7 protein-coding genes are annotated in these 13,810 nt (G+C 55.8%); 3 read left to right on the top strand and 4 right to left on the bottom strand.

The genetic code is table 11. The annotated features are described in order from the left end of the window. The first annotated feature begins 105 nt into the window (after positions 1 to 105). Positions 106 to 2,490: an Ig-like domain-containing protein gene (locus tag MKY74_RS02120; RefSeq protein ID WP_244169337.1), complete on the top strand. Its 2,385-nt coding sequence runs from the start codon at positions 106 to 108 to the stop codon at positions 2,488 to 2,490. 115 nt (positions 2,491 to 2,605) lie between these two features. Here the strand turns inward: MKY74_RS02120 and uvrA are convergent, their stop codons facing one another. The 4 genes from uvrA to MKY74_RS02100 all read right to left on the bottom strand — a co-directional run bounded on the left by uvrA (position 2,606) and on the right by MKY74_RS02100 (position 8,251). Beyond that, positions 2,606 to 5,149 (bottom strand): excinuclease ABC subunit UvrA, encoded by a 2,544-nt coding sequence (gene uvrA / locus MKY74_RS02115; protein ID WP_076173007.1) that lies wholly within the window; start codon positions 5,147 to 5,149, stop codon positions 2,606 to 2,608. A gap of 218 nt (positions 5,150 to 5,367) precedes the next feature. After that, entirely contained in the window at positions 5,368 to 7,158 is a 1,791-nt protein-coding gene (locus tag MKY74_RS02110; protein WP_076173006.1) for a hypothetical protein, read from the bottom strand. A gap of 15 nt (positions 7,159 to 7,173) precedes the next feature. Then, positions 7,174 to 8,109 carry a hypothetical protein gene (locus MKY74_RS02105; RefSeq protein ID WP_076173005.1) on the bottom strand — a complete coding sequence of 312 codons (936 nt, stop codon included), beginning with the start codon at positions 8,107 to 8,109 and terminating at the stop codon, positions 7,174 to 7,176. Beyond that, positions 8,102 to 8,251 carry a hypothetical protein gene (locus MKY74_RS02100; protein WP_167372896.1) on the bottom strand — a complete coding sequence of 50 codons (150 nt, stop codon included), beginning with the start codon at positions 8,249 to 8,251 and terminating at the stop codon, positions 8,102 to 8,104. Before MKY74_RS02100 ends, MKY74_RS02105 begins: the two co-directional genes overlap by 8 nt. 342 nt (positions 8,252 to 8,593) lie before the next feature. Here MKY74_RS02100 and MKY74_RS02095 point away from each other — a divergent pair, with 342 nt between their 5' ends. Both MKY74_RS02095 and MKY74_RS02090 read left to right on the top strand, forming a co-directional pair. Next, positions 8,594 to 10,378 (top strand): vWA domain-containing protein, encoded by a 1,785-nt coding sequence (locus MKY74_RS02095; RefSeq protein ID WP_076173004.1) that lies wholly within the window; start codon positions 8,594 to 8,596, stop codon positions 10,376 to 10,378. 42 nt (positions 10,379 to 10,420) lie between these two features. After that, positions 10,421 to 13,810, top strand: coding sequence for a tubulin-like doman-containing protein (locus MKY74_RS02090; RefSeq protein ID WP_076173003.1), 3,390 nt, complete (start codon positions 10,421 to 10,423; stop codon positions 13,808 to 13,810).

The raw sequence follows: 13,810 nt of genomic DNA, 5'->3' as shown, positions 1-13,810 counted from the left end.
CAGAAAATCTCCAAAAAACTAACATTTTTGGCTGGACTGACCGATATGGGAGGTAGGGTCTTTTTTTGTTTCTACTCAAAATAAGGGAATTGGAGGGAATTTACATTGCGAATCAGATTAAAAAGGGTACTGGTCATGTCCCTGGTTATGGTGCTGTGCATGGCCTATGCCGGAACGACCTGGGCCGCCACGGCGGATTTAACCAAACTGGTTTTGTCCAAAAATGAGCTTACCCTTGAAATCGGCGATACGGCGAAAGTAACCGCGACGGGTGTATATTCGGATAATTCAACGGCAGATTTGACGGTAAAGGCGAGCTGGAGCAGCTCGAACAACGTAGTCGCCACCATATATAACGGTACCGTAACCGCGAAGAGCGAAGGTACGACAACAGTAACAGCCGTATTCGGGGACGTATCCGAATCGGTGTCGGTGACTGTAACGAAGAAGGTCAAGGCGCTTACGAAAGATGTGCAGAGCCTGGATTTGAAGCTGGGGGACAAGCCCCAGATCAAGCTGACCGCAACCTATACAGACAACAATACGGAGGAAGTTTCCGGCAAAGCAGACTGGTCGACGGATAACGCCAGCGTGGCGACGGTCGTGAACGGAACGGTGACGCCGGTGGGTCCGGGTACGGCTACGCTGACGGCGGTGTACGGCAAGCAGACCGTAACGATTCCGGTGAGCGTAGAAGTGGTGAAGCGGCTCGATGCGGACCCTGCGCAGGTGTCCATGCTGCTGAGCGAGAAGACGCCGGTGCAAGTGACGCTGAAAGCGACTTATCCGGACGGCACAACCAAGGATAACGTTGCGGCCGACGCTGAATGGACGTCGAGCAACGAAGGCGTGGCGGACGTCATCAAGGGGCAGATTACTCCTTACGGTCCGGGAACCGCGACGATTACGGCGAAGTACGGTACGAAAACGGCAACGATTCAGGTCGATGTCGACAAGACGATCCGCCTGAAAGCGGACAAGCAGGATATTTTCCTTCATGCAGGGGACTCCACCACACAGCCGATCAAGGTTGAAGCGGTGTATCCGGACAAGGATCCGGTGGATATTACAGGAGACGCTGTATGGTCTTCCAGCGACGAGAAGGTCGCTTATGTAAACAAAGGCGTTATCACGGCCATCGCGCCGGGTGCAGTGATCATTACCGCCAAATACGGGGACAAGAGCGTGGCCATTAATGTCGACGTTGACGTGCCGCGCCACCTCGATCTGGTCGAGAAGGTTGCACTGAGCCTGACAGGTGAGAAGACGAAGCAGCTGGACCTGATCGCTACCTATGCGAATGGGGAAACCGAGAAGGTTCAGAGCAAAGCCGTTTGGAAATCCAGCAATGAGGACGTCGTTTTTGTCAGCGGCGGGAATTTGACGGCTTTCAAAAAAGGGGAATCCAAAGTCAGCGCCACCTATGGCGGAGTGACGGTAACGACATCGGTAGCGGTCGACATGCCGCTCAGCATCTCGCTGCCGGTGAAGAAGCTGTCCCTGAAGGTGGACGCCACCTACCAGGCGAGCATCGTGCTGGATTACGGTGCGGACCGTCCGGCCGAGACGATCTCGTCCAAGGACAAGGTGGAATGGAGCACAAACAAAAAGGATATTGCCGACATCGATGAAAATGGGCTCATCACTGGCGTGGCGACAGGCACCGCGACGATTACGGCCAAGTACGAAGGCAAATCGTACACGATGACCGTGGAAGTCGGATTGGTCAGCGACCTGAAAGCGTCGGATACGCTCGTGATTATGTCCGCCGGTGACAAGAAGCAGCTGACCTTGACCGCGAAGGATGCGACGGGTACGGTGGTGGACGTGACCAAGGAAGCGTCCTGGAAGTCGAGCAGTTCCACGGTTGCCGGGGTAGACAATAATGGCCTGGTATCCGGTCTGAAGAGCGGGAAAGCCAACATTACCGCTGAGTACGGCGGACAGAAAGTAACGATCCCGGTGGAAGTTGACGTCATCTCCGCCATTGAGGCGAGCGAGACCGCAGTATCGCTGAAGACGGTAGGCAAAGCCAAGGATAAAACGGCCACCGTCAAGCTGGAAGTGACGTTCAGCGACGGCAGCACCAAGGATGTGACATCCAAGGCGGAATGGAAAACCGGAAACTATAAAGTAGCGTCGGTTAACGACGGTGTCATTACCGCCGCTGCTTACGGCAAAACAACCGTGACGGCCAAGTACGGCAACAAGACGGTCCGGATTCCGGTCGAAGTGGATACGCTGAAATATTTGCAGACTGACAAGGTGAGCGTGACGCTGAACGTCGGCGACAAGCTGACGCTGGCGGCCACGGCGACCTACATGGACGGAACCGATGTGGACGTCTCCAAGCCGGCCCTTTGGAAGTCTTCCAAAATTTTAACGGCGACGGTGAAGGACGGCCAGATCACGGCTAACGGCAAAGGCAAAGCGACGATCACGGTCAGCTTCGGCGGCAAATCGACCAAGGTGGTCGTGACGGTACAATAGACATAATCGGATCAAAGCGATCCGGATATTAAGAATCACCCATAGTCCATGTGACTGTGGGTGATTCTTTTTTGCTTGCGCAAGCTGCAGGAGCAATGGCGAGTGGGAAGCACGATCAGCGTGACAGATGCTCGGCCAGATAGCGGCCTGTATATGAGGCCTGAACGGCCGCCACATCTTCCGGCGTACCCTGCGCGACCAACTGCCCTCCGGCATCCCCGCCTTCGGGTCCGAAATCGGCGATCCAGTCGGATGCGGCGATCAGATCGAGATGGTGCTCGATCACCATGACCGTGTTGCCGGCGTCCACGAGCCGGTTCAACAGACGGCACAGATGCCGGACATCACTGGGATGAAGCCCGGTCGTGGGCTCATCCAGCAAGTACAAGGTATGCCCTCTGGCTTTTTTGCCAAGCTCCTTCGCCAGCTTGATCCGCTGGGCTTCTCCGCCAGACAGCGTCGTCGTGGGCTGCCCCAGCTGCAGGTAGCCGAGCCCCACTTCACCCAGCAGGTTCAGCATGTCGGTTATTACAGGCTCCTCAAAGAGGGCGGCATTCTCCAGGACGGTCAGGTTCAGAATGTCCGAAATGCTAAAGCCCTTGTACTGAACGGCAAGCACATTCTCTTTGAACCGTTTTCCCAGGCAAACGGGGCAGCGCACCTCCACATCCGGCAGAAAGTGCATATCCAGCTGCAGGGTGCCCATGCCGCGGCATTTCTCGCACCGGCCGCCCGGCGTGTTAAAGGAGAAGTGCTTGGGACTCAGCCGTTGTTTCCGGGCCTCGGGCAGCTCCGCGAATAAGCTGCGGATCGGGGTAAACAGGTCGGTATAGGTCGCGATATTGGATCGCGAAATCTTCCCGACCGGGGCTTGGTCAACGGCGATGACCTTGTCGATAAGCTCCAGGCCGGTGATGCGTCCGTATTGGCCTGGCATATCGCCGGACAAACGAAGATGGGATTTTGCCGCAGGTTCGAGGATATCGAAGAGAAGGGTGGATTTGCCCGAACCTGAAACTCCCGTCACTGTAATCAGGCATCCGAGCGGAAAGCTGACGGTCAGCTGCTTCAGGTTATGGGCGGAAGCCTGCTCGATCGTAAGCTTGCTGCCGCTGCCCGCTCTCCGCGTAACCGGAGGGTGGGCGATGTCCACCTCGCGCAAATACCGCCCGGTAGCGGATCCGGGGATTGCTTTCAACTGTTCGAGCGTTCCGGTGCCGACGACGGTCCCGCCTTCTTTTCCGGAGCCGGGGCCAATCTCGATCAGATGGTCCGCAGCCTTCATTACCTCGGTGTCATGTTCGATGACCAGCACGGTATTTCCCAAATCGCGGAGCCGCTTCAGCACCCGGATCAGCTTGTGGGTATCCCGCGGATGGAGACCGGCCGTTGGCTCGTCCAGTACGTACAATACGCCGGTGAGGCCCGATCCGAGCAGCGAAGCGAGCCGGAGCCGCTGGGCTTCCCCGCCGGACAACGTGCTCGCCTTCCGGTCCAGCGACAAATATTCGAGCCCGACGTCGATCAGCCGCTGGATGCGGTCCGCCAACCCGTTGAAAATAGGCTCCCATACAGCCAGGCTTTCGCCTGGAAGCTCCTGTTTCAACTGCTTGAGCCAGGCATAGAGCGGGAGAAGGGTGTAAGAAGCCGCCTCGATGATAGTCGTACCCTTAATGGTAACGAGCCGGCCCTCTCTCCCCAATCTCGATCCCTGGCAATCGGGGCAGATCTGCTTCATAAAATACGGATCCCACTTTTTAGAGCCCGATTCTTCCGGATCCCCGTCATGTTCCCTGTACTTGCGCAGCAAATGGGTGATCAAGCCTTCAAAATTGCCCTTCCCCACAGTTTTGGGGGGCTTAACGCCGGGGAAGTGGCGCTGGAACTGCTCACTGGCTGCGCCATAGAGCAGCATGTCGCGTGCGATCGCGCCATAATCGCGGATGGGCAGGTGCGGCTCGTACGGGAAGCCGTAATGTTTAGATGCCGCTAACAGAACGTCGGCATAGTATTCGCGAACCCAGCCATCCCAGAGCGTTACGCCTCCTTCCAAGATACTGCGGTCTTCCTGCAAAAGCCGGTCCACGGCAATATCGGTCACGATGCCGATCCCCGTGCAGGTCGCGCAGGCTCCTTCAGGCTTGTTGAAGGAGAAGTGGGCCATCGTCAGCTTCGGGATTGAGGCATGGCAGTGCGGGCAGGGCATATGCTTAGGCTCCTCAATCGTATCTTCCGATGGTTCAAGAACTTCTTCGGACACCGCTGGACTGTCTTCGAAGACGGGGTGAATGCTTTGACCGCAAGCTGGACATACCCGCACGCCGAGCTTGGCGTACAGCACACGCAGGTACGTATAGATCTCCGTAACGGTCCCGACGGTGGACCGGGGGTTCCTGTTGGTCACATGCTGGCTGACGCTGATGGAAGGGGAAAGGCCGCGGATGGAATCCACCCGTGGTTTGCTGATGAAATCCGTCACCATCCCCATGGACTCCATGTACTGCCGTTGGCATTCCTTTTGCAGCGTATCCATCGCGAGCGACGATTTGCCCGACCCGGACAAGCCCGTCAGCACGACCAGCCTGCGTTTGGGAATACGGAGCGAAATATTCTTCAGATTATGCTCCCGGGCCCCTTCGATTTCGATATATTCATCCACGAATCCATCCCTCTCTTTCGTTTTGCTATACGGTACACTGGATGGTTTTAGAATAATTCATATATACGACAAAAGATGACGTAATTGGAGGGATGGCATAGTAAAAAGGCCTCACGCCGAAGCGGAAGCCTTTTAATGTTCACGGACGTTCCTAATAACTATGCTGGAAACGATTCATGCACGATATTCTTTTTAAAATTGGTCTTTGGCCGTCGAATCTACTCCAGCCGTTCCACGTCTACGACCGGTACGTTCACAGGCTCGACGGTTTGATCGCCGTCCGGGTACATCTCCTCGGATTCGTTATAGGTTCCGATGACGGTCACGCTGCCCTCGGTGAATTGGAAATTGCCCCTCAGTTTGATATACGACCCTTCCATTTCCGCGAGCGCTTCGCCCTGGCCGCCTTGGACGATATAGATGGTAAAGCGAACCTTCTCTCCCGGATGCGACGGCAGATCGGTCGCTACGATATCCGTAAAGTCCTGCTGGAAGCCCGTAAACTCATAGGCGTCGCCGCGCCGCTCATATATCACCTCCGGTGCCGTGCCTCCGGCAGCGTCCATCCCGCCGGTCACGCTGTCTCCGCCAATCTCCGGATTCGTCACCAGGAGCGACTTGTCCGATTGAACGCTATAGCCGTCCGCGCTCAATTGGAACAGCTGGACCATGCCGTTCTCCCGGACTTCATAAGCGGCATACAGCGCCTTCCGGGTCGTTGAGTCCGCTTCGACGAGAATGACCGGCGTGCTGCCCGTGCTGAGCGACGGTTCGATGGAGACTTTCCGGATGGCAGCTCCCTGCGGGAAATCGTGGCTGCTGTAACCTTGCACCGTCTCATCGCTGTTCATCCGGGTGAAATAGACGGTGTTGCTGCCGTCCGCCCCGATGGCATAGGCTTTGCCGCCGAAGCGATCCGCTCCTCCGCTGACGAAGTCGTAGGAGGGGGAGGGATCGGCGCTCTGCAGCAGGCGGACCGGATCGTGAACCGTCCAGGCCAGCTGGGCCGCCTTGATCTTGTCTTCCGTATCCTCGTAGCCGGATAAGGCCTGGTAAATCGCGATCGCCTCTTCATACTTATGGTTCTTCACTTTGCGGTCTGCGCCCTTCAGCCAGGTGCCGATTTGCCGGGTGATGTAATCCTGGACGGCGGACTGCTTCATGCCGGCGCCGGCCATGTAGGCGGCGTACATCTTGGCGTGGGCGGCAAAGTTTGCCGCCTGGTCTCCCTGCACGTCCTTTGTGAGCAGCGTGCGGGTGAGGGAGTCGGCCTTTTCTTTTACCCAATTCGCCTTAAAGCTGCGGCTCTTGTATTCGGTCATCATGGACAGCGACCAGTCCAGCATGTTCTGATACTGCCCGGCACCCGCCATGCGGGCCATCAGAGCCTCGTCATACGATTGAAATTTTCCGCTTAACTGCTTGCTTTTGGCTACCGCACCGCCGTAAAATTCCGCCGGAATGGCCAGCAGATTCCATTTAAAGGCGTTGTCGTTAACGTCCCCCTGGGCCAACTGATCCTTCGCCTGCTGGTAAAAGAGGGATTGGAACTGCTTGAAATCCTTGGTCAGATCCTCCGAAATGCCGTACATCGCGGAGATCTTCGGATAGTAGGCGGCCAGCGGCTGGCTCGCAGCCATATACTCCTTCTTGGCGGCAACCAAGTCGGCGTATACATTCATAAGCCCGTCAAAATCCCGGTTTCTGGCAGCAGTTTCCGCGCGTTGATCTAAACGGGACAGCGACTGCCTCATGGAGGTGATCGGCTCAAGCTCTTTCAGCCGGGAGGCGATCAAATCTTCCTTATAGCGTATGGACCGGTTTGCGGCGGCTTTTTGGTACCATTCCTCTGCATTGATCAGATCTTTACGGTCGTAGTACTGACCCGCTGTGGCGACCCAATCGATCTTCCGGTTCATGTCATAACCCTTGACTCCGATCAGGACCAAAGCTGCGGCGCAGAGCAAAATATACAAATTACGCAGGGTTAGCGCGTTTTTCATCGTCATATCTTTATGGCCTCTTTATTCCCATTTTTGAAAATCCGGGTCCCAGCGGTACTTTTCATTATAAATGGCGGATACCTCGTCGCGTAAGCCGTCCCAGGACTGGTCCGGATTGCGCCGCACGATCTGGTACAGGCGCAAAAACCGCTCCCGCGGCAGACCGCGCGCGTAGCGCCGGATGAAATCAGGATACATATCCACGTACTTCTTCATCCGTACAGCGGCGCCGGCCGCAGCCGTCATAATGCTGGCACCCTGCTTCATTTGCAGGATGTAACGCTCATGAATGAGCAGATAACGAATGGCGCTGGCCTTGATCAGCTCGCGTTTGACCTTGGCGATTTCGCCGATATAAGCGGCCAGATCGGAATCGAAGTCCTCGATCAGCAGCGGCTCTAGCTCGAGATCCATGTCTTTGCGCAGCACGAACGACTGGAGCAGCACGATTTGCTGCAGCCGGATCCGGTCGTTATGCACGATGGTGGCAATCTCCCGCAGAATCTCGTACCCGATCTGCTCGTCATCCTTAATGGCGGCCGAGGCGGTCGACAGATTCAAATAGATGCCTTCCAGGATCAGGCGCTGGCTGCCGTGGAGCAGCTTGTCCAGCTGGCGGCGCGTCTCGGACGGCAGCATGCGCCGCTGGAGCAGCCACAGCAGCACCGTCAGCAGGAGGCCCCCGCCCAGGCAGACGGCAATCTGCAGGAATGTCTGGCTTAGCAGCACGGCCACCAGCGTCAGCAGAAGGGCGGAAAGCCTTTCCGTCTGCATCGACCGCTTGGCGTTAATCGCCGCCTGGTCCATGACTGGGATCAGCGCGTGACGGCCGCAGTTGGCGCAAGTGTCTTCCCACAGGACGGTAAAATGATGGCAATGTTTGCAAACTCTTAACTTTTGATAGGCATATCTCGTTCTATAATAAGGGCGCAGACGTACCGGCTTCTTTTTAACCATGGCGGTCTCCCGGGTTGGCAATGGTGAGCAGCGTTTCGTCCAGCTCTTCCGGAAGCGGCGCGTTCTTCTGACGTCTGAAATAATTGACGGATTTGATCAAAACAAAAAGAAACAAAACGGCGAGACATCCGTAAGCAATCATATCAATATTCCTTTCTATCGGATGGATAATTATGCAAGTTAATAGTTAGGTCCTAATGCCTACAATCCGCGGAGCTCCTGTAAACATTGAACTTTGGCAGGTATAATTATATCATAATGTTATAGATTGGGATATTTTAGCGCTCGGCATGGAAGTTTCTACTGAATATGGAATGAAACTAGAAACGTCGCTTCACGTTTTTTTATCGTTTCTTAAGGAATATTTAAGACTTTTTGCCTAGAGTTAATAATGGCACTCTTACGGCTTGGAAAGGTCGAATTTTGCGGAATACTGGCCTCGAATATTGGAAACCGAAGACTAATGTTGTGAAGGAGAAACGCTATGCATTTAAAAAATAAATGGACGCTGTGCCTGCTGGCGGGGGTGCTGCTGCTTGTGTCATGGTGCGGCTTCCTGCCCGCGGTATCGGCTGCCGGGCAGCCGTCATCCCAGATTGACGCTGTACTGGTGATGGATGCCAGTAATTCGATGAAGGCTAGCGATCCCAACCGGATCAGCGGCGAGGCGATGAAGATGTTCATCGACATGCTGTCCGCCCAAGGGGACAAGGTCGGAATCGTCTCCTATACGGACAAGATCCAGCGGGAGAAGGCGCTGCTTGAAATCCAGTCTGCGGCGGACAAGGAAGATCTGAAGCAGTTCATCGACCAGCTTGACCGCGGCGCCTATACCGACATTTCGGTCGGCGTGGATGAAGCGGTGAAGGTGCTGAAACAGGGCATGGACAAGAGCCACGAGCCGATGATCGTCGTCCTGGCGGACGGCAACAATGAGCTTGACCCGAAATCGGGCAAGACGGAGCAGCAGGCCGACCAGCAGCTGAGCGCCGCCGTGCAGGAGGCGAAGCAGGCAGGCATTCCGATCTATACGATCGGGCTGAATGCCGACGGCAAGCTGAACAAGGCCGCCCTGGCGGATCTGGCCAGCCAGACCGGGGCCAAATCGTTCTCCACCAGCTCGGCGGATGATTTGCCGCAAATTTTGAGCGAAATTTTCGCCAGCCACCAGAAGCTGAAGATCGTTCCGGTGCAGTCGATCACCGCGAACGGCAGCTATCAGGAAGTGACCATCAGCGTTCCGAATGCGAACGTGCTGGAAGCGAACATTTCGATGATGTCCGGAAGCCCGGTTGACGTGAAATTAACCGATCCTGCCGGGACGGCACAAACCATTCCTTCGGCGAACGTGCTGAGCTCCAAGTCGAAGACGTACTCCCTGATCAAGCTGCTGAAGCCTAAGCAGGGCGACTGGAAGCTCCAGGTGAAGGGCGTTCCGAAGGACAAAATCGACATCAATCTCGTCTTTAACTATGATTTGGACCTGACGATGGATCCGCTGCCGTCCAAATCGGTGAAGCCGGGTGACACGATAGAGATCAAGTCGTATCTGGTCAGCAGCGGCCAGAAGCTTCAGGATCAGGCGCTGTATGGCAGCATGGCCGCCAAGCTTCTGGTGAAGGACCTCGATACGGGCAAGACCGAGGAAGTTAAGCTGACGAACCAAGGAGACCATTTCGAGGGTTCTTATAAAATTACCGATAAGCACCAGTACGAACTGAAGGTGCGTGCGGAAGACCAAAGCTTCTACCGCGAAACCCAGCCGGTTACCGTCAGCGCCAAGCCGGCGGCTGCGGGCACGGGGGCCGGGACAGCTGCTTCAGGAGCGTCCAAGGATAAACCGTTCCCTACGATGCTCGTCGTGATCGGGGTTATTGCCCTTCTGATCATCGCGGCCGCGGCGTATTTCATTTTAAATGCCGTGAAGAAGGCGAATCGGGGCTTTGTCGGGCAGATGGTCATCGAGATCCGCGACGAGAACACCGGGGAGAAGACGTACCCGCAATATAAGAAGCTGACCTCATTCCGGGGCAAGTTCAACCTGCACCAGCTGCTGCAGCTGGCGCCGGAACTGAAGGAAACCGACAAGATCATGTTTACGCCGGGCAAGAACGACCGCCTGGTGCTGAAAAATGCTTCGCCTTGCACGATTGAGCGGTCCGGCCGCGTGCTGGATGCTTCCGCCGGCGTGGAGCTGAAGAGCGGAGACCGCCTGAGTGTGTCTCTGCAGCAGATTGACAAAACGATACAATTTGAATATTTGGTGTAACGGGTTATTCATATCCGTGCACCTTTTCCAGGAGGGGAATTTATGAAACCGGTCGTTAGAGAACATATACAGCAGCTGGACGTGTCGCTGGGAGGCGGTATCGTCAGCGAAAAAATCCGGGTGGATACGATTGACAACCCGATTCTGATCATCGGCCTCGGAGGCACCGGCATCGATGCGCTGCTGCGTCTGAAATACCAGATCAACCGGCGCTTTAAGCTGCCGGAGGATCCGCTCTCCAAGAAGAAAATGGACAAGCCGGACAACGTCGAGTTCCTGGCTTTTGAAACGAACGAGCAGGACCGGAACAAGCGCTACAAAGGCGTGGGCCTCGATCCGATCAACGAATTCGTGCTGCTGTCGAACGCCGAGATCGGCGGACTGCTGCAGAACCGCAGCATTTTGGAGCCGTACATTACGGACTGGCTGTCGCCCGAGCTCAGCATCACCGACGGCATGAACGGAGCGGCGGGCGTCCGCCAGGCGGGACGCTTGCTGCTCTTCACGAAGATTAACCAGGTCGTGCAGGCCATCGACAAGAAGATCAAGACGCTCTCTGTAGGCACCAACAAGAAGCTGATGGTGTTCCTGCTGACCGGCCTCTCCGGCGGTACCGGAAGCGGCTGCTTCCTGGACATCGCCTATATCGTCCGCGGCATTATCGAGCGCGACCATGGCTCCGCCGGGATCGACCGGGTCAACACGCTCGGTTATCTGTTCACGCCGGATATCAACCTGGCGAACAAGAGCCTTAGCGAACATACGCGTGAGTACATCAAGAAGAACGGTTATGCGGCCCTCAAAGAGCTCGACTACTGGATGAACGTGGATGCGCGCGGGGAGCGGTTCAAACAGCAGTACGGCAACATTCTGACGGTCAACTCGCCGCTGCCGCCGTTTAACCTGTGCCATCTGATTTCGGCGACCAACACGGAAGGCAAGCTGCTGGAAAATGCCTATGATTACTGCATGAACGTCACCGCCGAGAACATTACGAACTTCATGGCGAGCGAGGAAAAGCAATCGGGCGAAGAATTCGCCATTCACGACTATATCAGCAACATCCGCACGAATATCGCCCAAATGAACAAGGCGTATCCGGCCAACTACGATTACAACATCATCGGCGCCTCGTCGGCCGTGCTTCCGATTGAGGAAATGACGACGTTCCTGGCGTACCGCCTTTTCGGCAAAATGGAGACGATGTTCGAAAAAGCGCCGAATCAGGAAGACGTGGAGAAGTTCGCCCGCAAGCTTGGCGTCGATCTCGACACGATGGTGAAGACGTTTGAATCGCGCGTGCCGGAGCCGCTGCCCGGCTACCAGAACAGCGAGCGCTTGAGCTACACGAACGTTGTTAAAAATCAGGTCATCAACATGGACACCGAGCTGGAACAAAATTTCCTGGCGCGGGCCCGTGAGGAATATATCAAGGCGAAGAAGCAGCTGCCAGGCGAAATCGTGGCGCAGTTCAGCGACCAGATCCGCCGCATGTTCCTGCACCCGCAGCAAGGGCCGTTCTACGTGTCTCGCCTGATCTACACAGAGAAGGGGTTCAGCCTGCTCAAAATGCTGCTCTCCTATATTGAGACGCTGCGCGAGAACCTGACCCGCATTCCGCGGGATATCGAGGTGGCCCGGGAGCAGGCGGATGAGCGTCTGGGCGATGCAAAGAGCGCCTTCGTATCCAAAGAAAAGAAGAAAAACGTCTACATCGAGGCCAAAATCAACGAATATTGGCTGATGGCGGACGTAGAGCGTACCGAGCAGATGATCGAGTTCTACGAGGATCTGTATGATCTGCTGAACAAGGAAAACAACCGTATTTATAACGTATATACCGAAATTTTGAACGCGCTGAACTCCATTTTCGCCAAAAACGGAGACATTCTCCTGAACGGGGAGGAGCAGCAGGATCACAAGGGCAACAAAACTTACTACTGGAATCTGGTCAGCGTGCCCGACATCTCGAAGGTCATTAACCGCATGATGGAGCAGAAGGATGTTGACGATCTGATCCGCGACTTTGCGCAGGAGCTGCTGGACCATTCCAATCGCTGGATTCGCGAGCAGGAGATCGACGTGGTCAGCTCCATTTCGGAGTTTCTGACCGACAAGTTCGGCGACCTCATTACCCGCTCGATGGAAGACTTCCTGATCATGAAGTTCGGCCAGGAGGAGTCGATCGAGAAGTTTGTGGAGCGGAACATCGCCAGCAAGCTGGACGAAGAGGCCGTGCCGGTTTTCCACTTGAGCAACAGCGCAGGCAATCTGTACTTCCCGTCCTGGGGCTTTGTCTCCGTGCCGGTGCAGGCGCCGAGCATCCTGAAGGGGATCCGCAATTATCAGAACAATTCGGTGGGCAAATCGCATTTTACCGTCAAAGAGAGCGAAGTGAAGAACCGGATCTTCTGGCTGAATACGAAAAATGGCGTGCCGCTGTTTGTGTATACGCCGCTTAAGGTGTACGAAGAAAGCTACGAACGCACGATTCTGGACAAAGAAGGCATCGGCCGCCACCTGGTGCAGACCGATCGTGTGAACTGGACGTACCTGCCTTCGCCGATTCCGGAAAAATCGTGGGGCGAGACCTACGTAAACCCGCGGGTGCAGAGCTATAACGCCCGTGTCCGCACCGAATTCGACCAGGCGCTGCAGCTGAAGGTGGTTCAGCTGAAGGATGCCGACCAGAACACCAGCAACCGCTACGCGGTGGTGTTTACGAAGCCGTTTGACGTGGAGTTTGCGCTGCGCGCGTACGACATGCAGCTGAATGCCGCCAAGCCGAATCTTGGCGAAGTGAAGCGGGCGCTGACCGAGCTGAAGCGTTACTTGAGCGAGGGCCTGGAGCGGGAAGGATCGAAGGATATCTTTGGCTCGATCAATGAGGAGCTGGCCAAGGAGAACCTGATCCGTTCGCCGGAGCTCATCGCCCGGGTACGGGCCGAATTGGCCAAATATACAGCCATTGCCGCCAAGGCTGCCGAGCTGGAAGACATCATCAGCCAGCATCAGGATGAGGAGAAATGGCTGGACCAGTTTATCGAAGCGATGTACACCGGTACGATCTGCAAGAAGGGCGCCTTGTACGTCTACGACCGCGACCCGGAAGAAGAAGCATGGCAGCCGTTCGCCAATCTGCTGAAAAGCGTCAATTACGTCGAATACGAAGTGTTCAAGCATTTCCGCGGGCTGGATGAGAAAAGCCGCAGCACCCTGCTGCGCAAATCGTCCCGCCGGGATGCCGAGCTGACCGCTTCGGAGGATATCACCCCGCTGCTCACCAAGCTGGAGGAGCTGTCGGCGACCTTCCTGGAAGCCCGCGACCGTCTCGAATACGAGAAGGTGGAGCTGGCGGACGGGGAAGACCGCTATCAGTTCTACAGACAGATTTCTTCCAAGCTGAACGATATCCGCAGAAGGCTGAAGTAG

It is taken from the genome of Paenibacillus sp. FSL R5-0378, from assembly GCF_038009285.1.
GTDB classification, from domain to species: Bacteria; Bacillota; Bacilli; order Paenibacillales; family Paenibacillaceae; genus Paenibacillus_AQ; species Paenibacillus_AQ favisporus.
This window is presented reverse-complemented; position numbering and strand designations above follow the sequence as displayed.